General features: G+C 63.3%; 20 protein-coding genes. 12 read left to right on the forward strand and 8 right to left on the reverse strand.

The genetic code is table 11. The features are described 5' to 3' along the window. Positions 1-27: 27 nt before the first annotated feature. From INT40_RS14285 to INT40_RS14295, 3 genes are read left to right on the forward strand one after another with little or no spacing between them, the layout of a single operon-like run. Positions 28-1728 carry an acyl-CoA dehydrogenase family protein gene (locus INT40_RS14285; RefSeq protein WP_193096357.1) on the forward strand — a complete coding sequence of 567 codons (1701 nt, stop codon included), beginning with the start codon at positions 28-30 and terminating at the stop codon, positions 1726-1728. Positions 1729-1754: 26 nt separating this feature from the next. Further along, positions 1755-2981, forward strand: coding sequence for a CoA transferase (locus INT40_RS14290; RefSeq protein WP_319022001.1), 1227 nt, complete (start codon positions 1755-1757; stop codon positions 2979-2981). Between the two features lies 1 nt (position 2982). Beyond that, positions 2983-4182 carry an acyl-CoA dehydrogenase family protein gene (locus INT40_RS14295; protein WP_193096358.1) on the forward strand — a complete coding sequence of 400 codons (1200 nt, stop codon included), beginning with the start codon at positions 2983-2985 and terminating at the stop codon, positions 4180-4182. Positions 4183-4205: 23 nt separating this feature from the next. Here INT40_RS14295 and INT40_RS14300 read toward each other — a convergent pair whose 3' ends face one another. After that, positions 4206-5282 (reverse strand): amidohydrolase family protein, encoded by a 1077-nt coding sequence (locus INT40_RS14300; protein ID WP_193096359.1) that lies wholly within the window; start codon positions 5280-5282, stop codon positions 4206-4208. Positions 5283-5467: 185 nt separating this feature from the next. Between INT40_RS14300 and INT40_RS14305 the strand changes: the two genes are divergently transcribed. From INT40_RS14305 to INT40_RS14320, 4 genes are read left to right on the forward strand one after another with little or no spacing between them, the layout of a single operon-like run. After that, positions 5468-6496, forward strand: a complete 1029-nt coding sequence (locus INT40_RS14305) for a 2-keto-3-deoxygluconate permease (protein WP_193096360.1) — start codon at positions 5468-5470, stop codon at positions 6494-6496. Positions 6497-6555: 59 nt separating this feature from the next. Beyond that, positions 6556-7809, forward strand: a complete 1254-nt coding sequence (locus INT40_RS14310; protein WP_193096361.1) for a four-carbon acid sugar kinase family protein — start codon at positions 6556-6558, stop codon at positions 7807-7809. Beyond that, positions 7806-8831 carry a 4-hydroxythreonine-4-phosphate dehydrogenase PdxA gene (gene pdxA / locus INT40_RS14315; protein WP_193096362.1) on the forward strand — a complete coding sequence of 342 codons (1026 nt, stop codon included), beginning with the start codon at positions 7806-7808 and terminating at the stop codon, positions 8829-8831. The genes INT40_RS14310 and pdxA overlap by 4 nt, the downstream gene beginning before the upstream one ends. Positions 8832-8872: 41 nt before the next feature. Beyond that, entirely contained in the window at positions 8873-9808 is a 936-nt protein-coding gene (locus INT40_RS14320) for a GntR family transcriptional regulator (RefSeq protein ID WP_180958958.1), read from the forward strand. Positions 9809-9810: 2 nt separating this feature from the next. Here the strand turns inward: INT40_RS14320 and INT40_RS14325 are convergent, their stop codons facing one another. Further along, positions 9811-10689, reverse strand: coding sequence for an oxidoreductase (locus INT40_RS14325; protein ID WP_193096363.1), 879 nt, complete (start codon positions 10687-10689; stop codon positions 9811-9813). 62 nt (positions 10690-10751) lie between these two features. Here INT40_RS14325 and INT40_RS14330 point away from each other — a divergent pair, with 62 nt between their 5' ends. Together INT40_RS14330 and INT40_RS14335 are read left to right on the forward strand one after the other, a co-directional pair. Beyond that, positions 10752-12428, forward strand: a complete 1677-nt coding sequence (locus INT40_RS14330) for an ABC transporter transmembrane domain-containing protein (protein WP_193096364.1) — start codon at positions 10752-10754, stop codon at positions 12426-12428. Further along, positions 12425-14218 carry an ABC transporter ATP-binding protein gene (locus tag INT40_RS14335; protein ID WP_193096365.1) on the forward strand — a complete coding sequence of 598 codons (1794 nt, stop codon included), beginning with the start codon at positions 12425-12427 and terminating at the stop codon, positions 14216-14218. Before INT40_RS14330 ends, INT40_RS14335 begins: the two co-directional genes overlap by 4 nt. 37 nt (positions 14219-14255) lie before the next feature. Here the strand turns inward: INT40_RS14335 and mgtE are convergent, their stop codons facing one another. Continuing rightward, positions 14256-15623: a magnesium transporter gene (gene mgtE, locus INT40_RS14340; protein WP_101571884.1), complete on the reverse strand. Its 1368-nt coding sequence runs from the start codon at positions 15621-15623 to the stop codon at positions 14256-14258. Positions 15624-15726: 103 nt separating this feature from the next. Between mgtE and INT40_RS14345 the strand changes: the two genes are divergently transcribed. After that, on the forward strand, positions 15727-16209 hold the full coding sequence (locus INT40_RS14345; protein ID WP_101571886.1) for a DUF1648 domain-containing protein: 483 nt from the start codon (positions 15727-15729) through the stop codon (positions 16207-16209). Between the two features lie 17 nt (positions 16210-16226). Here the strand turns inward: INT40_RS14345 and INT40_RS14350 are convergent, their stop codons facing one another. Continuing rightward, positions 16227-16604, reverse strand: coding sequence for a universal stress protein (locus INT40_RS14350; protein ID WP_101571888.1), 378 nt, complete (start codon positions 16602-16604; stop codon positions 16227-16229). 16 nt (positions 16605-16620) lie between these two features. Beyond that, positions 16621-18048, reverse strand: a complete 1428-nt coding sequence (locus INT40_RS14355) for a sugar porter family MFS transporter (RefSeq protein WP_101571890.1) — start codon at positions 18046-18048, stop codon at positions 16621-16623. A gap of 124 nt (positions 18049-18172) precedes the next feature. On the opposite strand from INT40_RS14355, the gene INT40_RS14360 reads away from it, so the two are divergent. Both INT40_RS14360 and INT40_RS14365 read left to right on the forward strand, forming a co-directional pair. Then, entirely contained in the window at positions 18173-18883 is a 711-nt protein-coding gene (locus INT40_RS14360) for an ArsR/SmtB family transcription factor (protein ID WP_101571892.1), read from the forward strand. Continuing rightward, complete coding sequence (locus INT40_RS14365; protein ID WP_101571894.1) at positions 18880-19719, forward strand: isocitrate lyase/PEP mutase family protein; 840 nt, start codon at positions 18880-18882, stop codon at positions 19717-19719. Before INT40_RS14360 ends, INT40_RS14365 begins: the two co-directional genes overlap by 4 nt. 22 nt (positions 19720-19741) lie before the next feature. Here the strand turns inward: INT40_RS14365 and INT40_RS14370 are convergent, their stop codons facing one another. The 3 genes from INT40_RS14370 to INT40_RS14380 form a co-directional block, all read right to left on the reverse strand. Then, positions 19742-20194 (reverse strand): hypothetical protein, encoded by a 453-nt coding sequence (locus INT40_RS14370; protein WP_101571896.1) that lies wholly within the window; start codon positions 20192-20194, stop codon positions 19742-19744. An 87-nt stretch (positions 20195-20281) separates the two neighbouring features. Next, a complete protein-coding gene (locus INT40_RS14375) occupies positions 20282-21265 on the reverse strand; it encodes a patatin-like phospholipase family protein (RefSeq protein ID WP_101571898.1) in 984 nt (327 codons plus the stop codon). A 112-nt stretch (positions 21266-21377) separates the two neighbouring features. After that, complete coding sequence (locus INT40_RS14380; protein WP_101571900.1) at positions 21378-22256, reverse strand: SDR family oxidoreductase; 879 nt, start codon at positions 22254-22256, stop codon at positions 21378-21380. Positions 22257-22298: the final 42 nt, after the last annotated feature.

Raw genomic sequence — 22298 nt, forward strand, 5'->3', positions numbered from 1 at the left:
CAGCCACCGATGACCAGAGAAGGAACAATGAACTACGTCGATCTCGACCCAGCCCTGCAGCCCCTCATCGAGTCCTATCTCGAGCCGGCGGATCGGGATCGCCTGGCCCCCGTGCTCGCTGCCCTGGGCGCCGATGCGGCCGAGCGGCTCGCACCCTTGGCTGACGTGGCCGACAAGAACCCGCCGACTCTGGCTCAGTTCGATCGGGAAGGCGACCGGGTCGATGCCATCGACTACCACGCCAGCTACCAAGAGCTGCAGAAGGCCGCCTACGAGGAGTACGGTCTCTCCGCGCTCTCCCATCGCGGTCTCCATGGTTGGGATGACCTGCCCCCTCACCTGGTGAAGTACATCCTCTCCTACGTCTTCGTCCAGGCCGAGTTCGGTTTGGCCTGTCCCGTGTCGATGACCGATGCCGCTGCCAGGACCCTGCGGAAATTCGGTGAAGGTCAGCAGATCACCGAGGCGATCGATCGTCTGATCTCAACTGATCCCGATCATCGGTTCACCGGTGCGATGTTCATGACCGAGATCCATGCGGGCACGGACATCGCCCAGACTTCGACGGTGGCCGAACGTGACGGTGAGAACTGGAAGCTCTCCGGGCGCAAATGGTTCGCCTCGAATCCCGACGCAGACATCATCCTCACCCTCGCCCGCTTCCCCGGCGGCGATGACACCACACGCGGTGTCGGACTCTTCATGCTGCCCAAACGTCGCCCGGACGGGTCGAAGAACTCCTATGTCATCGACCGTCTCAAGGACAAGCTGGGCACCCGATCGATGCCCAGCGGCGAGGTCACCCTTGACGGTGCCTACGCCGTGCAGGTCGGGAAGCTCGACCGCGGCTTTCGGCAGATGGCGGAGATGGTCAACACCTCCCGCCTGTCCAATGCGATGCGCGCCACCGCACTCATGCGCCGGTCGATCAACGAAGCGCTCGCCCACGCCCGCACACGGGTGGTCTTCGGCAAGCCACTCATCGAGGCGCCACTGATGCGGATGACCCTTTTGCCGCTGCAGGCCGAAGCCGAGGCCGCACTCGGGCTCGTCTTCTACTGCGGTGACATGCTTCAGCGCGGTGACGCCGGCGACGAGTCCGCGGCCGCGCAGATCCGCGTGCTCACCCCGCTGGCCAAACATTACATCTGCAAACGGGCTCGCTTCGTCACCGGAGAGGCGATGGAGATTCGCGGCGGTCGCGGCTACATCGAAGAATGGCCCGATGCTCGCCTCGTCCGCGATTCCCACCTCGGCTCCATCTGGGAAGGCTCGAGCAATGTCATCGCCCTCGACGTGCTGCGTTGCATGCGCAAACAAGACACCCACCGCCTCCTGGCGAAGACGATGGAAGAGAAGCTGATTCCCATCACCCTCGCCGAGGCGGGCCCTGAGGTCCGTGAGCTCCTGACCCGGTGGACGGCGATCGTCGACCGCGGTGACGTGATCCTGGGCGCCGAGTCGGATGTTGCTGAGGCTCTCATCGGCGGCTATGCCGACGATCTAGCACAGCTGATCATGGCTACCCTGCTGCTCGAACAGGCCGATGCCGAAGTCACCCGCGACACCAACTTCCGCAAGCTGCTCGTCGCCAAGGCCTTCATCGGCGGCAACATCAGCGCCGATGAAACTGCCGTCGTCGACACGCTCGCCCATTTCGAAGACATCGTCGACGGGGCAAGCGTGACCCGCGAAGCGCTGTCCTCACTCCCTGCACCCGTGGCCTGAAGCCACACACGACACCGGAGAAATTCGTGAGAACCACAGACACAGAGCCCACCCCCGATGCGACCACCGCGGCAGGTAGGACCTTCGAAGGGCCACTCGCCGGCGTGCGCGTCATCGATCTTTCGAAGATCCTCGCCGGTCCCTATGCCACGATGTCACTGGCGGACCTCGGTGCCGAGGTGATCAAGGTTGAGCATCCGGACGGGGGAGACCCGACACGTGCCTGGGGCCCGCCCATGGTCGGGGCCGATGCCACCTATTTCCACGCAGCCAATCACAGCAAGAAGTCCGTGACGATCGACCTCAAATCCTCTCGGGGACAGGCGCAGGTCCACGAACTGTTGGCTGGGGCCGATGTCCTTGTTGAGAATTTCAGGCCTGGCAGCTCCCTGCAGACGATCTTTGACTACAAGGAGCTCTCGACGAAGTTCCCGCACCTCGTCATCCTCCACATCTCCGCCTACGGTGACCACGGGCCGATGCGCGATGAACCCGGCTACGACATGGTTGCCCAGGCTCGGGGTGGGCTCATGTCCCTGACCGGTGAGGCCGGAGGCCCCCCGATGAAGTCCGGGTTCGCCATGGGTGACCTGGGGGCGGGCCTGTTCGGCATCATCGGCATCGTCTCCGCGCTCTTCGAACGCAGCCGGACCGGCAAGGGCCAATACCTGACGACCTCGCTCTACGAGGGTCAGCTGGCACTGCACGTGAACTGGGCGACGAACTACTTCGCCGACGGCAAACGCCCACAGGCTCTGGGCTCAGGTCACCCCAACCTCGTGCCCTACCAGGCCTACCCTGCCGCCGATGACTACTTTGTCATCGCCATCGGCAACGACTCCCTCTGGCAGCGGCTCTGCACAGCCATCGACCGACCAGACCTCGGTGGTGACGAACGCTTGTCGGCCAACCGCGGTCGAGTCGAGAACCGCGAATACCTCAACGAGGAGCTCTCCCGCACCCTACGCACGAATACCGTCGACCACTGGTGTGCGCTGTTCTCGACCACCGGCGTTCCCGCCGCACCGATCAAACACCTCGACGAGGTCTATGCCGATCCGCAGACCGAGGCTCTGGGGATGGTCCAGACGGTCGAACATCCCACCGCCGGACCGATGCGACAGGTGGCCTTCCCGGTCAACTTCAACGGCGTCCGCCCACCTGTACGCTCGGCGCCACCGGAGCTCGGGGCCGATACGGACGACCTCCTCGGAGCCTCAACATCACCGACCACGACCACGCAAGGAGCCTGATATGACCACGGCCACCGCCACTGCGCAGGACAGCGTCGACATCGATAAATCCGATCTCCTCAACCTCGCAGGGCTCTTCAGCGAGACCGAGATCGAACTCCGCAACAAGGTCCGTGGGTTCGTCGACGCACGGATCCGCCCGAACATCGCCGACTGGTACGAGAACGCGGTCTTCCCCCGCGAGATCGTGAGGGAGATGGGCGAGCTCGGACTGCTGGGAATGCACCTGCACGGTTACGGCTGCCCCGGACGTTCGGCCGTCGAATACGGAATCGCCGCACTGGAACTCGAAGCAGGAGACTCCGGTCTGCGGACCTTCGTCTCCGTGCAGGGATCGCTGGCGATGTCCGCGATCCACAAATTCGGTTCCGAAGAGCAGAAGAACCAGTATCTGCCGGGCATGGCGAAGGGCGAGATCATCGGCTGCTTCGGCCTGACCGAACCCACAGCTGGATCCGACCCAGGATCGATGGCCACCACAGCCACCCGCAATGACGATGGTTCCTGGGTGCTCAATGGGGCCAAGCGGTGGATCGGCCTCGCCTCCATCGCCGACGTCGCCGTCATCTGGGCCGTCACCGATGACGGCATCCGCGGGTTCCTCGTGCCCACCGAGACCGCCGGATTCACGGCAACACCCATCGAGCAGAAACTCTCGATGCGGGCCTCCATCCAGTGCGACATCGACATCGACGATGTCCATCTACCCGCTGAGGCGGTTCTGCCCGATGTCACGGGACTGAAGGGTCCGTTCTCCTGCCTTAACGAGGCCCGCTACGGAATCATGTGGGGTGCGATGGGCGCCGCCCGCGACTCCTACGAGGTGGCGCTGAAATATTCCCAGGAGCGTCTCCAGTTCGACAAACCTCTCTCCGGCTACCAGATCACCCAGCAGAAGCTGGTGAACATGGTGCTCGAGATCCAGAAGGGAATCCTCGTGGCCGTGCAGACAGGGCGACTCAAGGATGCCGGCACGCTCGACCCGATCCAGATCTCGGTCGGGAAGCTCAATAACTGCCGCGAGGCGATCGCCATCTGCAGGGAGGCTCGCTCGATGCTCGGCGGCAACGGCATCACACTCGAATACTCACCGCTGCGGCACGCGAACAATCTCGAATCGGTGCGCACCTACGAAGGTACCGACGAGGTCCACACGCTCATCCTGGGCCGCCACATCACCGGTGAGCAGGCATTCCGGTAGGAGCTGATTTGGAACGGTCGACCCTAGGAGCGGTGCCGCGAGACTCCTGCCACCCATACCTCGGCGGGGGTGCGCAGAGCGCCGATGTTCCTGAGCGGATCGCGGTCAACGAGGACGAGGTCGGCCCGGGCACCTTCGACGATCCGACCGCGATCATGCAGGCTCAGCGCCTCGGCAGCTGAGGATGTGGTTGCCCGGATCGCCTCTGCGCTCGTCATCCCGGCGGTGATGAGGTAGTCGAGTTCGTCGTGCAGCGAGGACCCGTGGTGGACCGGGGCGAACGGAGTTTCGTTCGCATCGGTGCCGGCGATGACCGTGACTCCGGCGTCGATCATGGCGCGGACATTGTCGAGTGCGACCGCAAAAGCGGCATCCGCATGTTCGCCGAGGCGGGCGTCGGCTATTGCCCGCATCATCACGAGCGTGGGGGAGACGACGGTGCCGCGTTCGCGCATCCGCTCGAGGGTCCGCGGTTCCAGCGGTCGGTCGAGCGGGGCATGGGTGAGGACGTCGACGTCGGCGTCGAGACCGCGGTCGAAGGCCGCCGCTGTGACGACGTGTGCCACGGTCAGCAGCCCACGCGCATGTGCTCCATCGACGATCGCCCTCAGCGTATCGATGCTTAGGGCTGGGACCTCTGTGGCGGCAGGGTCCTCGATGATGATCTTGATGAGATCGGCGCCGTTGTCGACTCGCCAGTCGAGGAATCGCTTCGCGTCGTCGGGGCTGGTGACGCCGGATTCGGCAGGGAATCCCATCATCTCGATCTGGGTGCTGCCAGGCGCCGAGGCGGCCGAACCGGCACTGAAGATCGATGGCAGTTCGGCATCGGCTCGCAGCTCGTGCACGCGAGAATCAGGGTGGGTACCCAAATCCAACACCGTTGTCAGTCCCGAACGCAGCGCTGTGACCAGCTTCTCTCGTTCACCGAGGTGAAGATGAGTGTCGATGAGACCCGGCACCAGGAAGCGTGCGGTTTTGTTGTCGGGTTCTGAGGCAGGCCGGATCGAGGTGATCGTAGCAGAGAATTCGACGTCGACGAGCTCGCTGTTCCAATTGCCTTCGGTGTCGGTTACGTGGACATTGCGCAGTACAGTCATGTGCCCACTGTACGGATCGATAATTGAGTACTTAGCGAACTCCGAACCCGAGTTCGGCCCGGTCATGTGATGGTGCCCATGAAGTGAACTCAGATGGGTATTGGCGATCAGATCAATTGTACGTACACTGAGTACCTACATAGACGATTATTTACTCACTACGGCTCTTAAAAAGGGGATTCGCCATGGCTGCCGAATCACAGACCACCAGTCGCGTTCCACTCTTCGACGGGATGAACCGGATTCCGGGCGGGATCATGCTGATCCCGCTCATCCTGGGCTCAGTCGTCGGAACGTTCTTCCCCGGGTTCCTCGAGCTGGGCAACTTCACCTCGGCGCTGTTCCGCGATAGCGCACTGCCGCTCATCGGTATTCTGATCTTTGCCACAGGCATGCAGATCACGCTCAAAACCTCGGGGCCGGTGTTGGCGACGACCGGTACCATTCTGCTGACGAAGTCGATCATTCCGGCCGGCCTCGTCGTGCTGCTGGGACAGTTCGTCGGCATCGAGGGAATTTTGGGTGTCTCGATCCTGGCGCTTATCGTCACAATGGACAACAGCAATGGCGGATTGTGGCTCGCCTTCACCGGCCGCTACGGAGACGCACGCGACCGAGGTGCCTACATGGCCTCAGCGATCAATGACGGCCCCTTCTTCTCGATGCTCTTCCTCGGAGCAGCAGGCCTGGCCGACATTCCCTACACGCTTCTGCTTGCGGCGATCATTCCGCTTGTCATCGGCATCATCGTCGGAAACCTCGATGAAAAGTGGACCGAGATCATGCGTCCCATCCCCAACATGGTCATCCCGTTCTTCGCTTTCGCACTCGGTACCGGAATCGACCTAGGCAACGTCGTCACCGGTGGACTCTCCGGTCTCCTCGTCGGCGCGATCGCCACAGTCATCACCGGTACACTCGCCTATTTCGGCTACCGCTGGATTCTGCGACGAGGCAAGCAGTCAGGTATCGGAATCGCCTCGGCGACAACGGCCGGCAATGCGATCGCAACCCCGGCGATCATCGCGGGAGCCGATCCGAGCTTCGAACCGTATATGGAAGTTGCCACGGCTCAGGTGGCCTCAGCTGTCCTTGTCTCTGCGGTCCTCGCTCCGCTACTGGCCGCCTGGGTACTCAAGCGTCAGGGCGGCATCAAAAAGCAGAACCAGGGTTCGGACGAGCAAGCGCAGCCGCTGCGAACTGAGGGTCTGTGACAGTGGCATCGATTTCTGAATCCATTTCGGCTTCGAAACTGCCTTCGGAAGCTGCGTCTGTGCTGGTTGTGGCCGACGATCTGACCGGGGCCACCGACTCCTCAGTGCAGTTCGCCCAGGCAGGGTGGACGACGGCGCTCGTGCTCAGCGACGATGACAATGATCAGCAGCCACCGGGAACCGTCAACGCGCGGGTCACCGACTCTCGCACACTGGCCAGTGCAGATGCGCAGGATCGGACGCAGAGAGCTGTCCTGTCGGGAAGGCACATCGCGACTCGTGTCTATCTCAAGATCGACTCGACCATGCGCGGAACAGTCTCCTCCCATATCGCAGGCGCTCTGGCCGCCTGGCAATCAGATCATCCGCAGGCCTTCGCCCTTGTCTGTCCGGCCTATCCTGCGATGGGTCGGACGGTCGTTGACGGTCAGCTGCAGGTCAACGGGACTGCGGTTCATGAAACTGCGATTGGGCGTGACCCGGTCACTCCGGTCACGACGAGTTCGATGTCCGATCTCCTTCCCGGGAGCATCAGGGTGAGGGTTCCACATGGTGGCGTCTTCACGCGTGACTCGCTGGTGTCGTCGATCAGGGCCGCACGCTCAACGTCATCCGTCATCACGATCGATGCCGTTGAATCGGCTGACCTGGACGCCATTGCCGAGGCAATCGCTGAGTTCGGTGACGATATCGTCCCGGTCGGCTCGGCAGGTCTCGCCGCCGCGCTGGCTGGAGTGTGGCGGAGCGGTCTCGATTTCCCGGCTGAGGCGCAGGGCAGTTCAGAACGGGTGATCGTCGTCGCCAGCTCGCTGCACACCGTCACCAGAGACCAAGTCGCAACCCTGTCCGAGCTTCTTAGCAACGAGGTTGCAATGTGGACTCCTGATCTGGATTCAGTCTTCAATGATTCGGCTCGGCTCGCCTGGCTCCAAGCCCTCTCCTCCAGCAGTTCAGATGCGCCGATAGTGATCGTCAACGCCCCCGAAGAGAGGACAGATTCCACCGAATTCGTCGCGGCTCTCCTCGCCGACGCGGCCGAACTGCTGATGCACGACACCACTCCCACGAGTCTCCTGCTGCTGGGAGGCGAGGGTGCACGGGCCGTGCTCAACCGCCTCGGCGCGGTGCGGCTCCGCATTCACTCGACCATCCGAGAAGGTATCCCGATCGGAACCATTGAGGGCGGATCGGCTCATGGCACGACAGTCGTGACGAAAGCCGGAGGATTCGGACGTCCCACCGACGTCACAGATATCGCAGAAGAGCTTCTGCACAATAGTTTTCACAACAACAACGAAGGACCAGCGCAATGACCCTCCCCGTATTGGCAATCACCCTCGGCGATGTCGCAGGCATCGGGCCGGAGATCACCGCCAAGTCCCTTATAGGGCATGATGACCTGAGAGAGAAGTGCACCCCGGTCGTCATCGGCGACATCGCCTCCCTCAAACGAGGCGTCGAATTCGTCGGTGGAGACGCTGGATCCGTGCGTGAGATCGGAGCCCCGGCAGAAGCGAAGAACATTCCGGGCACCATCGAGGTCATTCAAGTCGGCTCCTCCCTGGCCGATGTCGGCGTAGGCGAACTCAGCGAGGCAGCCGGGGACGGCTCTTACCGATTCGTCGTCGAAGCCTGCAGGCTCGCCAGGGAAGGAAAAGTCGACGGGATCGTCACAGCACCTCTCAATAAAGCGGCCATGCATGCCGGCGGTCACAACTTCCCTGGTCATACCGAACTGTTGGCTAATGAATTCGGTGTCAAAGACTACTCACTCGTTCTTTCTGCCGGAGATCTCTACTTCTTCCACCTGACCACCCATGTGTCGATGCGCCAGGCGATCGAGAACATCACCTTCGATCGCACACTGAGTGTCCTCAGACTGGCCGGCGCCTTCGCAGACTCCATGGGCAAACCCGAGGAAATGATCGGACTCGCAGGACTCAATCCGCACGCGGGAGAGAACCGCCTGTTCGGCGACGAGGATGCCGATGTTCTTGCTCCAGCAGTCGAAGCAGCACGCGAACAGGGCCTCAACGTGGTCGGCCCGCTGCCAGGAGACGCACTCATCCCAGCCGCTGTGCGCGGTAACTACAATCTCGTAGTCGTGTGCTATCACGATCAGGGACATGCCCCATTCAAAGCCGTCTACGGTGATGACGGAGTGAATATCACAGTCGGACTTCCCGTTGTCCGTGTATCGGTCGACCACGGCACCGCGTTCGACATCGCCGGGCAGGGCATCGCCCGCGAAGCCAGCCTCGTCCTGTCGATCGAGCGGGCCGCAACCTTGGCTCCCGAATGGAACGTCGTTTGGGATGCAGCCCAAGCCATGTGAGCGGCTGTTACGCTGAGTCTGCCGAACGGAGAGGAGCGGAAATGTGGATCGATGACCTGAATGCCAACGTCCTCGACTCCGCTCACGACGAGCCTCTCCACCGGCAGTTGAGCGAAGTCATCCGAGAAGGAATATCCGGCGGTGCGTTGCCTCCTGGCACGCGGATGCCCACAGAAGCGGACTTTCAGAAGAAGTTCGGCATTTCGCGCTCCGTCGTCCGCCAGGCGATGGCAGCGCTGACTAACGACAATCTCATCCAACGCGGCCGCGGCCGCGGAAGTGTAGTAGCTCCACAGCACGAGCATCACCGCGCCGTGCAGAAGATGTCAGGACTCTCGACCCAGTTCTCGAGTTCAGGTGATTCGGTGACAACTGAAGTCCTCTCGCTTGAACGCGGCGAGGACCCTCGTGCGCAACAGGCGTTGGGCACGTCAGATCTGCTTGCTCTCAATCGTCGCCGGAGCGTTGATGGTGAGCCGATCGCCCTCATTCACACATGGCTCCCTCGTCGCCTAGTACCGGGGCTCGAAGCGAAGGATCTGGTGGATTCCTCACTCCATGACACCCTGCGGCAGCGTTATGGAGTGCCGGTGACTGCTGGCCACCGCCAGGTGAGGGCCGTGTCAGCTTCGGAAGAGCTCTCCGCTGTGCTTGGGCTGCATTCAGCGGCCCCGCTTCTGGTCCTCGAAGGAACCAGCTGTGATGACAAGGGTGAAGTGATTGAGTATTTCTGTACCTGGCACCGCGCCGATCGTGTCATCTTCGACGTCGATGCGATTTCGGATCCTGCAGGCACGCGAGTCCGATCGACTCCCAAGCAGACTCCGACTCCTTACGGCAGTCTTGATGCGAAGAGTTCAGCAGAAGCCACTGAACTCAGCGAAGCAGCGCGGTCGATCGCCGAGGCGATGAATGACTTAGCCGAAAGAATGACCCAGCAAGACGGAGAAAGTCGGCACAGTACGCAGAACTGCTGAGCCTACAGCGGAAACTCCACGCCCGTCAGTTCCTCCGACACCGTCCACAGACGCCGCGCCACCTCAGTGTCTTTAGCGGCAGCAGAACGTCCGACGAGCTTCGGCTGACCCATAGTCTCCTTGAAGCCTCGTGGGCCAACATAGCTGTTGCCTGGGATATCGGCTGTGGCGGCGCACAGTGTCGGTACGGCACCCTGTTGTTCGCTCTGCGAGACTAGGCCGATGACCGCCTCGGCGACCGACGCGAGCAGCCGGTTCCCCTGCCGTCGATAAAGGTTCGTTGCGGCCAGGCCCGGATGAGCTGCGGTCGCGATGATAGGGGAGGACACTTCGGTGAGCCGTCGCTGCAGTTCGGATGTGAAGAGCAGGTTGGCGAGCTTCGACTGGCCGTACGCAGCCATCGGCTTGTACGTTCTGCGCTCCCAGTTGAGGTCATCGAATTCGATGCTGCCCATCCGATGCGCCATCGAGGAGACCGTGACGACACGATCGCGGATCTGAGGGAGAAGAAGGTTGGTCAGAGCGAAATGGACGAGGTGGTTGGTCCCGAACTGCGATTCGAATCCGTCAGCGGTGTGCCCGAGGGGAGGGGCCATGATCCCGGCGTTGTTGATGAGGATGTCGATCGGGTCGCTGAACTCCTCAGCAAAGTCGTGCACTGTACTGAGGTCGGCGAGATCGAGGTGACGTACCTCGACGTTGCCGCGTATCGTCTGTGCTGCGGTCCGACCCTTGCGCAGGTTGCGCACCGCAAGCACCACTCGAGCGTCCATGCCGGCAAGCATGGATGCTGCCGCCCGGCCGATCCCGCTGTTGCCACCTGTGATGACGATGGTGCGGTCAGCCGCTGATGCGATGTTGCCATCAAGTCTCTTGCCCATGAAGCCATGTTAAACCTCAGCGGGACCGTCATGTCTCGCTGCGAAATGTTAGGGTAGCTTTCGTGTCGCAGACTCCCACATCAGGTTCGCTCCTCCTCCGCAGAGCCGCTGGTCGGCGCCTCGGTCTCCTCCTCCCCGGCGTCATCACCATGTCGCTGTGGCAGGTCTGCGAAGCCCTCGTGCCCGTCGCCATCGGAATCATCGTCGACCGCGCGATCATGCCCCTGTCCCTTCCGATGCTCATCGTCTCGATCATCGGCGTCGGTCTGCTCTTCACCGTGCTCAGCCTCGGCTACCGTTTCGGCGCCCGATTCTGCAATTCCGCCCGCGAACATGAAGCGCACGCACTACGTGTCGAGATCACCCACGCGGCTCTGACCTCGGCGAACCTGCCATCCGACCGTGCCTCCGGCGAAGTCCTCTCGATCGCCTCGGCGGACGCGGACACGGCAGCACAGTCCTTCGCCCAGTTAGGGCGTGGAATCGCCTCGGTGCTGGGCATGATCACGGTCGCCGTCTTCCTCCTCATCGCCGACCCCGTGACCGGACTCGTCGTCCTCATCGCCGTCCCCATCGGACTTGTCATCGTGGCCCTGCCCGGACGATCGGTGTCCACCAAGGCCCGCGCACAGCTCGAAGCCGTGGCACGAGCGGGCAGGTCAGCTTCCGACCTCATGCACGGACTGCGCGTGATCAAGGCTATGGGCGGAGAGCCCTGGGCCGTGCGCCGCTACCGGACCACCTCGGACGAGGCCGCCACCGCCGGCATCGCCACCGGTGAGAGAACCGGACGGCTCGCTGGGCTTGGGGCACTGGTCATGTCGGTCGTGCTCGCGATCGTCCTCATCGTCGCCGGGCTGCGCCTCATCGAGGGACAGATGAGCGTGGGCGCACTCATCGGCATCCTCGGCATGACCGCATTCCTCACCGAACCGATGCGGGCCCTGGCCGAGATCGTCGGCCTCTTCGCCCAATCACACGGAGCCGCCCAGCGGATCTCCCGGCTCCTGCTGGACATCGACGAGTCGGAGCTCGAGTCGGACGTGACCAACTTGCCTCAGATCCACCTCGGCGAGGACAATCTGAGCGTCCGCGATTGGGAGGTGGGGGAGGGCCGACACGTCGATTTCGACACTCCAACAGGCTCCCTGACCTGCATCGTCGTGGAGAGATCCGAGTCTGAGGCCGCACTGATCGCAGCCTTGAGCACCCACGCTCGCGGCACAGAACTGGACCAGATGATCGTGTCCCCACACACCGTCGACCTGTTCGAGGGCACAATCCGTTCCAACATCACCATGATTCTCGGCACCGACGATGCCCCTGTGGCCGCCGAGGTGCTGGCGGCCTCGGGCGCAGATGAACTCCTCGACCTCGTCGACACCGGACTCGACCACCGCATCCAGGAACTCGGCGGCAACCTCTCCGGCGGCCAGCGCCAACGTGTGGCCCTGGCCCGGGCCCTGAACGCCGCCCCCCGGGTTCTCGTCCTCCACGAACCGACCACCGCGGTCGACGCCGTCACCGAAGCACGGATCGCGGCCGGACTCGAAGACCTGCGCAGCTCACGCGGCACCGCCGCAACCCTCATCTTCACCAGCTCACCGGCATTCCTCGCCGCGGCACAGACCGTTGTGTTCGTACCCGCCACAGGCTCGAGCGTCGTCGGCAGACATGCCGATCTCCTCGCCGCCGACAACAAGTCCGCCGAGGCCTACCGAAACGCGGTGACCCGATGAGCGAGCAGACCACCCAGACCACCCTGTCCATCGCCTCCAGGCGCCGTTCATTTGCGCATCTGGCGCCTCTGCTTCGGGCCCGGTGGGGGTGGCTGCTCGTCCTCGTTCTCGCCGGGGTCGCCAATGCCGGTGCCGGACTCGTCGGACCGTGGGCGATCGGCCGCCTCGTCGACGAGCTGCCCGCCGGAGCCGGTTCAGACCTCGTCATCACCTGTGCTATCGCCGTGGCCATCGCAGGTGTCATCATGGCCTTGGGCACCTGGATCGGAGCCTGGGCACTGGCCCATATCGCGATGCCCATCGTCGCTGACCTGCGTACACAGGTCGTCGAATCCGCACTCAGCCTCGAATCCCAGCGCATCGAATCCACAGGAACAGGTGATCTGGTCTCGAGGGTCGCCGACGACTCCCGCAAGATCAGCGAGGCGGCGGCGCAGGTGCTGCCGCTCGTGGTCGAATCGCTTCTCTTCGTCATCGTCTCCGCCGCCGGTCTGGCTGCCATCGACTGGCGCCTGGGCATCGTCGGCCTCGTTGCGCTGCCGATGTACTGGCTCACCCTGCGCTGGTATCTGCCCCGCTCGGAGCCGATCTACAAGGAAGAGCGCGCAGCTTTCGGCCGTCGCGCGGGACGTCTCCTCGGCGGCCTCACCGGTGCCAGCACACTGCGTGCCTACCGCGCCGAATCTGGGGAGCTGACGCGCATCGATTCCGCCTCCGGGCAGGCCCGAGACCTCTCGATCGGCGTCTTCAGCTTCCTTACCCGAGCCTTCGGACGCAACAACCGCGCCGAGGCTGTCGTCCTCTCCCTGCTCCTCATCGCCGGATTCGTTCTCGTCTTCGCCGGTGAGACGACGGCTGGTGCCGTGACCACTGCGGCTCTTGTCTTCCACCGCCTGTTCAACCCCATCGGAGCCCTCGTCGGGCTCTTCGACCAGATCCAATCAGCCGGAGCCTCGCTGACTCGCATGGTCGGCGTCATCGACGAAGCATCGACCTCGCCGAGGCGGACGACCGACATCAGCATCGACCGACCCGCAATGGTTCTTGAGGACCTGTGGTTCACCTATGATGAGGACCCGGACTCGAGCAAGCACGTCCTCAAAGGTGTGAGTCTGCGCCTGAGTCCCGGCGAGGTCGTCGCCGTCGTCGGCACCACGGGGGCCGGGAAATCCACGCTGGCTCGGATCGCTGCTGGCCTGTCCTCACCCACCCGCGGTCGGGCCGGACTCACAACCACCTCGGCGAGGCAAGCGGGACAGTCAACGTCGCTGACCGACCTGCCGGAAGACATACTGCGCGGCCACATCTCGATGGTTGCTCAGGAGGTGCACACCTTCAACGGCACGCTGCGTGAAAACGTGGCTCTGCCGGTCCCGGATGCCACGGCCGAACAGATCGCGGCTGCACTGGACACAGTGGGAGCAGGTTGGGCCACCGAACTTCCTCGAGGCCTGGAGACCGAGGTCGGCGATGGCGGTGCCAGACTCACCGCGGTCCAAGAACAGTCGATCGCACTGGCCCGCCTGGTGCTCGCCGACCCGGACTTCGCGATCCTCGATGAAGCGACGGCCGAGGCCGGGTCGGCCGGGGCCCAAGTCCTCGAACAATCGGCCAAGGCCGCGCTGAACGGGCGCGGAGCACTCGTCGTTGCCCACCGATTGAGCCAGGCTGAGACTGCGGACCGTGTCCTCGTCATGGAGCACGGTCGAATCGTTGAAGAGGGCACACACGAAGAGCTGGTCGCAGCCGGTGGCCACTACTCGCAGCTGTGGGCAGCCTGGTCGGCTTGAGCGCAGTCAGCCTGAGCGCAGCCCAAGGGCGCAGTTCTCAGCTCAGTCCCAGAACCGTCGTCGCAATCGAGAAGTAGAGGATCAAGCCCGTGGCGTCGCAGAAGGTGGAGATGAACGGGTTGGAGAATACTGCTGGATCCGCTCCGACCCTCTTCGCGATGATCGGCATCAGCCCACCCACGGTCGCGGCCATCATGCACACCGAGAGCAGGGTGAGTCCGATGACCAGACCGATCGGCCACCCATAGACGAGGCCGGCGACGATGAATCCCAATAGCCCGAGCACGGCTCCCAGCATCGCTCCGACACGCAGTTCGCGCCAGATGACTTTCCAGAGGTCGCGGATTCTCACCTCGCCCACGGCCAACGCCCGGGTCACGGTGGTCGCGGCCTGGTTGCCGGTGTTGCCTCCGGTGCCGGTGAGCAATGGAATGAACAAGGCGAGGATAACGACCTGATCGAGGCGGTCCTCATAGACCTCGAGGACCTGCACCGTGAGGATCGCGGAGACGGCGAGGACCAGCAGCCAGACGATGCGGCTCCTGACCAGGCGAAAGATGGTGCTCGAGAGGTATGAACGGTCAAGGGGTTCGGAACCGCTGCCGCGGGCGATGTCCTCGGCGTCCTCCTCATCGACGATGTCGAGGACGTCGTCCATGGTCAGGATGCCGACAAGGCGGTCCTCCTGATCGACGACGGGCATCGCGATGAGCCGGTGGGAGAGGAACTGACGAGCGGCGACCTCACGGTCCGTCAGCGCCTGTGTGCTGATCGAATCTCGGACCAAGTCACTGACCAGGTCCTTGGCGTCTGCCGCGATGAGGTTACGCAGGGACACAACGCCGGAGAGGACGCGTCCGATGCCGACCACGGGGAGGAGATAGACGGTCTCGGGACCGTCGATGCGGGCCCGGACGACTTCCATCGCCTCGCCGGCGGTCCAGTCGTCGTGGAGGCTGAGGACCTCCGGGGACATGTACCGTCCGATCGCAGACTTCGGGTATCCGAGGACCGCGGTGGTCATCTCGCGTTCCTTGGCATTGAGGCCGCTCATCAGCCTGCGGGCGACATTGGCCGGCAGTTCGCCGAAGAGTTCGGCGCGGTCGTCGGGGTCCAAGCCTTCGACGATGTGGGCGACATCTGGTTCGCGGAGGTTCTGGATGAGTTCGGCCTGGTAACCCGGCGGAAGGTTCTCGAACACAGCGAGCGCATCATCCTTGTCCAGGATGCGGAAGAGGACCGCTGACTCCACGGGTGTGCTCGTGTGGACGAGCCGGGTCAGCTCGGGCAACGGGACCTCATGTGCCAGCTCGGAGATCGTGTCCATCGCGGATCGGTCGATTCGTCCCGTCAGTGCGGATTCGAGGCGGTCCACCGCCGAGTTGTCCACCGTCATGTCTGTCATGACTGCTCCTTCGCGTCCGCTGCCCGTATGATCGCTATCCACCCTATGCCACGGCAGGAGGCAGAGCCGAAAGCGGCCCGTTCATCACAGGTACGATCGTCCTATGGTTGGGCAACAGAATTATGCGACGACATTCGAAACCGGAATACTCACCACATGGATCCGACGCGTGACGCTGATTGCGACTGTTCTGTTGTCAGCAATTCTGCTTGCCAGCTACCCGAAGCTGCCTGAGCTGATTCCCACCCATTTCAACTTCGTCGGCAAGGCCGACAGCTACGGTCCGAGGTCGACGGTCTTCGTCATCGTCGGACTGCTCTGTGTCCTCATCGGCGCAACGTCCTGGCTGTCCACGAGGCCGCAGGTCCTCAACTTCCCGATCGTCGTGACTGAGACGAACGCGCAGCGGATCTTCCGTGAGTCGGAACGGATGATGGTGTGGGTGTCAGCGTCGTTGCTCATCATCTACGTCGGCACGGCGATCTCGACCTGGGGTGGCTACGGCGTCCCCGCCTTCATCGTGGGCATTCTCGGGCTGGCACTCGCGACGATCATCGGCGTCAAGAAAACCCTGACAGCCGGCTGAGCTCAGCCCGTCGCCGATCAGCGTTTCTTCGCGGCCTCCGGCACCCGCACGGTGAGCACCGGGACAGGGGAGCGGAGGATGAGGCGTTGGGCCACGGAGCCGAGCAGGACCTTGCCCACCCGGGAGCGACTGCGCACCCCGAGGACAAGGCGATCCACCTCGGCAACGTGATCGCGCAGCTCATCGAGGACTGCGGTGACGGGATCACGATCTCCGCGCCCGGACCGGTTGATCAGCTTCACCTCGAGGTTACGAGGAATCTCATCATCGGTGAAGTCATGGAGGGTGAGATTGATGAGGAGCAGGCCCGTGTCCAGGGCTCGCGCCTCGGCGACGGCGTTCTCCAGCGCTGTGCGTCCTTCGGGGCTGTCGGTGACGGCGACTGCGATTGACATGGTGGCTCCTGTTCTGTCATTTCCGGCCGTATTTCGCTTTGAACTTGCGTTCGAACTGCGCCAGGTCCTTGTCCTTGGTCTCAGGAAGAAGTGTGTAGAGGAAGATGAAGGCGATCACGGCGCAGCCGGCGAACATACTGAATGTCGCCGTCATCCCCATCGCCTCGATGAGCGGCGGGAAGAACTGCGCGACGATGGCGTTCATGATCCACAGCACGAACACACAGATGCCCATGGCGAAGCTGCGGATCTTCATCGGGAAGATCTCGGAGAGCATCAGCCAGGTCAGCGGTCCGACCGTGCCCTGCATCGAGAACACGAAGAGGACGAGGAAGACGAGGACCGTCCACGCCTGTCCCGGTCCCGGCGGAATCACGACGGCGGTGAGTGCGATGAGGATGTGGAAGAACGCGATGAGGGCGTAACCGGTGAGGAACATGACCCGACGCGGCAGCTTGTTGAGCAGGAACATGCCCAGCGAGATGCCCAGCAGCGAGAAGACCCCGTTGGCGATGTTGCCGATGATCGCGACACCGGAGTCCAAACCGGCATTGGTGAGCAGCTGCGTGCCGTAGTACATGACCGAGTTGATGCCGGTCAGCTGCTGGAAGAAGCCGAGGCCCACGCCGATGATGACCAATCGCAGCACCCAACGGGTTCCGAGATCGGAGAGTCCACCGGTGGACTGCTTGGCGTCTTGGGATGCGAGGTGGGTGACCTCGGCGACCTCCGCCTCGGCGCGTTCGGGGGAGCGGACCTGTTTGAGCACCTCGAGAGCCTCCTCCGTGCGGCCCTTCGAGATCAGCCAGCGGGGGCTCTCTGGTTGGAAGATCATGCCCACGAGCAGCGCGATGGCCGGTGCGAGTGCGACGAGGAGCATCCAACGCCAGATGGAGTCGACATGGCCCCAGACGTTGAAGATGACGGCGTTGATGATGAACGCTGCGAGCTGCCCCGCAACTATCATCAGCTCATTGCGAGTGACGAAGGAGCCGCGCTTCTCTGAGGGGGCGATCTCGCCCAGATAGACGGGGACGATGGCAGAAGCGGCGCCGACCGCGATGCCGAGGACGAAGCGGGCGCCGATGAGGAACTCCGCACCCGGGGCCAACACGCAGCCCAGCGTGCCGAGGATGAAGACGCCGGCGACGAGGATGATCGTGTGCCGCCTACCGTGGGCGTCGGCGACGCGACCGCCGAACACAGCACCGAATGCGGCACCGATCATGAGGCTGGCGACGACGAGTCCTTCGGACAGCGGAGTGAGGCCGAAATCTTGACTCATCGGTTCGAGTGCGCCGTTGACGACGCCTGTGTCATAGCCGAACAGGAGACCGCCGAAGGTGGCCACTGTGGCGATGATGCCGAGGCGGTGAACAGGCTTACCCGAACCCGCATGTGGCAGGTCGAACTGTTTCTCGGCGCGATCAGGCAAAGCAGACATGGATGACTCCTTTCCTCTCTCGTTCTAACACGGTTCGTTGTTGCTGAGGGCGGTTTGCCCGCACTGAGAAGTGAAGATCACACTTCGGCCCGTCCCGAACAGTAGGAGGCATACCATCGAAGCTATGACCAGGAGCCACCCGGAATCGGCACCGAATATCGCCGCGCTGGCCTCGGCGCTCGCCGACCCTACCCGCGTCATGATCTGCACGAGTCTCCTCGACGGCAGAGCCTGGACGCTGACGGAGCTGTCACGAGCTCTCGCGGTACCGATGTCATCGGCCTCTGAACATGCCAGCATCCTCATCGAGCGCGGCGTACTGGCCGAACGTCGGCAGGGCAGGCACCGCTACGTGCAACTCGCCTCGGCAGACATCGCCTGCTGGCTCGAATACACCGGTGCGCTCGCGGGGGAGAGAGTCGAATCGGCTCCGACCCTGGCGGCGAAGACTCGTGACCGACACCTCCTCGAGGCACGGACCTGCTACAGGCACATCGCTGGACGTCTGGGCGTGCAGATATGGGCGGCCGTCACGGCGCGAGGGTGGGTCGATGACACCGCGACCGTGACCGAGGCAGGAGTTGCGGGCTTCGCAAAGGTGTGGGGGATCGATGTCGCCTCCATGGCCTCAGGCTCGCGCCCGCTGACTCGCCGCTGCCTCGATTGGACGGAACGCCGCACCCACCTCGGCGGATGGCTTGGAGATGCCGTGTGCGAGGAATTCCTCGACCGGACGTGGATCACCCGCCGTCGTAGCAGTCGCGCACTCACACTCACATCGACTGGTCGGGACGAACTCGACTGGATACTCGACACAGAGGTGACACAGCTATGAACAGCACAACAACCGACCAGGACCCACCCTTCCACCGGTTGCACCGACCGGGGGACCCGTTCATCCTGCCGTGTGCCTGGGATGTGGCAAGTGCCCGACTCTTCGCCGAGGCGGGTCACCCTGCCGTGGGTACGAGCAGTCTGGGGGTGGCCGCCGGCATCGGAGCCGCCGATGAGGAGCGGGAAACGATGACCGCCATGGTCGATCTGCTGAAAAACCTCCGACGGGCCCTGCCCGAATCGCTGCTTACCTGCGACTTCGAAGATGGGTACAGTGGCGACCCGGCAGAAGTCGTCGACATCCTCCGGGACGCCTTCGCAGTGCGGCGAGACGCTGCAACAGGTGAGGGTCCCGGCCTCGCCGGACTTGCCGTCGACGGACTCAACATCGAGGATTCCGCTCGCGGACATCTCGTCGAACCGCGGGAACTCGCCGCCAAGGTCAGCGCGATCAAGGAGGCATTCCCGTCTCTGTTCGTCAACGCACGAATCGACACATACTGGACTGGTCAGGACAAGCTCGGGGAGACCCTTGAGCGGATGCGCCGCTACGCCGGTTCCGGGGCCGATGGGATCTTCGTACCCGGGGACCTGGATCTGGAGACCATCGCACAGATCGTTCGGGCCTGCCCACTTCCGGTCAATGTGCTCGCCAGTCCGCGCTTCTCACGTGACCAGTTCGCCGAGGCGGGTGTGGCCAGGATCAGCACCGGCTCATTGCTCTACCGGGCCGCGATTTCTGCGGCAGTGCACTCATTGAGTGGGCTGAACGAAGACCGCCCGGCGCAGACGGCGAATGTGCTGTCCTACCGGGCGGTCTCGACGCTGGGCGATTAGCCTGCCGCGGGGCAGACGGGTTTCAGTCTTCGACCCCGTCGTCGGCGAGTGCGTCGACATCGAGGTCATCACCGGCGAGTTGGGCGACTTCTGCATCGTCCTGGTATTCGGAGATCATGTGATCGCTGCGACGGTTGCCCTGTTCGGCAGCTGGCGAGGCATCTGTGGAGAACTCTTCCGGAATGTCGGGGGTATCGTTCCCAGACTCCAAGCCCTGTGCATCCAAGAGCTCATCGTCGGCGCCTTCGATGCCGGTTCCCTCCGGGCCTTCGGCACCAGGCTCGACGGCTGCAGCGGAGGCGACATCGGCATCAAGGTCCGTGTCGAGATCATCGGCTTCGGCCTCGGCGGCATTGAGCTCCGGGTCATCAAGCTCATCGGCCGTGGGCTCGTCGAGGGTGGGGTCATCCATCAGCGGTGCACCCATCTCGGGTTCGTCCTGCCACTGTGTCGGATCGGTGGGGTTGTCGCTCATGGTCGCTCCTTCGGTGGTGGTCGATGCTTGTGTCTGTCGACGCCCACATTGTTGCACGAGCAGTGGGCCGCTCGCAGGTGTCTTGGTTCAGCGTCGCTCGTAGCGTTCCTTCCACGCCTGCCAGTCCCAGGTGCTGAGGAAATCTGTGGTTGCGGTCTGGCCCGAGTCGATGAGTTCGAGCTTATCGGCTCGACTCAGGGCGAAGTCGGTGCTGCTCTGCGAAGCGGTGTCGACGAAGATCGTTCGATCGGTGACCGAGGGCTCGTCGATATGACGCCGGTCGTGGGCGTTGATCATGGTCGACAGGAGCGAGATCCCATATTGGTAGGTGTTCGCATTGGGCCGCCATTGGGTTTCAGCCGTTGTCCTGGCCGAGAGCATCACGCCCAATGTGGGCCAGCGGGCAGGACGCGCATCTTTCCGATCGAAGATGTCGACGGGGAAGTTCGAGAGCAGACCGCCGTCTGCACCGAGCACCGAGACACCGCCGGCCACGCGCGGATCTGCGCGCAGCGATCGGGGCCGGAAGAAGAAGGGTGTCGCGGCCGAGGCACAGACCGCCTCGGCGACCGACTGCGAATCCGGATCGACGCCGAGAGCAGACTGGTAGTCCCAGGGCAGGCGCAGCATGCGACCGCGGGAGACATCGGAGACGATGACGACGAGGCGGTACTGACGCTCCGGTGGCAGCGCACTGTGCGGGTCGTGCAGGCGAAGATCGCCCCAGGTGCGGATGCCCTGCGAGGCGAGGGCGTCGGCCAGGAAGTCGTGGAGGGCTGTGCCGAGGTACATGCCCTTGTGAAACAGAAGACCTTGGATCTTCCCGAGCCACGGCAGAAGAGAGAAGGTCGGGCTGAGGTCTTCGAAGTCGGTGAAGTCCTTGCGAAGAATCGTTTCGATGAGGTTCTCCGGAGGGATTCCTGCAGTTGTCAGCGCTCCCACGACTGCACCGGCCGAGGTTCCAGCGATGCGGTGGATGGAGTAGTCAGCCGAGCTCATCGCATCGACCGCGCCGACGAGCCCGGGAAGTTTGGCGCCCCCGCCTTCGAGGACCAGATCGGTCATGGCCATGACGCGCTCCTCCTTGGGCAATCTCGGTGTCCCGACGACGCTCGTGCCGAGGGGACTCCTCTCATTGTCTACCCGCAGGAGGGACAACGAGAGGAGAAAGCCGTCTCGCCTGTCAGCGCGCCGTCGGGGCGGGATCGGTGATCTCGGCGGCCGGCGACGCAGTGTTGCGCTCTGCGACCACGGGCCGTCGGCCGGTGAAATGGTCCATGGTCTTGTTGACTCCGAGGAAGTCCATCAGCTTGTCGAAGGCCCGGGTGGGCAGCATCCGGGCTCCGGGCAGAATGCGCACCAGTGAAGGCATGGCAAGCTGCTCTCGTCCCGACTCAATGGAGTCGAGAACGTTGGTGGCAACGTTGGTTTCCTCGAGGATGGGCAGCAGACGAGGGAACTTGGTCGTGACGCCTTCGAACATCCCGGTATTGATGTAGAAGGGGCAGACGACGAGCGTATTGACGTTGTGGCCATCGGCGCGCAGTTCGGCGCGCAGAGACTCGGTGAAGCCCACCGCGGCGAATTTGCTCGCCGAGTAGTCGGTCTGACGGGCGACGCCGACAAATCCGGCAGCGCTGGAGATGGTGACCACTGAGCCCCGATCGCGTTCGATCATCCCGGGGAGGAAGGCACGCGTCACCCAGTAGAGGGCGAGGGTGTTGACATCGTAGACGCGTCGGATCGCGGCTTCATCGGCTTCGAGCAGTTTCGTACCGGTGACGATTCCGGCGCAGTTGATGAGGACGTCCACGGGTCCGGTGTCTTCGGCGATGACTGCGACCTGTTTGGCGTCGGCCACATTGACTGTGAACGAACGGGCCTGCGATCCGGTCGCCGAAATCTCATCGGCAACACGCTGTCCGGCCTCTGTTGAGAGATCCCAGATCAGAACTTCCGCAGCTCCACGCGAGGCAGCGTCGAGTGCCATCAGACGTCCGATACCGCTGCCCGCACCGGTGATCAGTACTCGTGAGCCGGCGATCTTTGTTCCACGCGTCATGTGGTTGCTCCTTTGCATCATGTGCTCTCAACTAAGATTGTG

Source organism: Brevibacterium sp. FME17, from assembly GCF_014897515.1.
Taxonomy (GTDB): domain Bacteria; phylum Actinomycetota; class Actinomycetes; order Actinomycetales; family Brevibacteriaceae; genus Brevibacterium.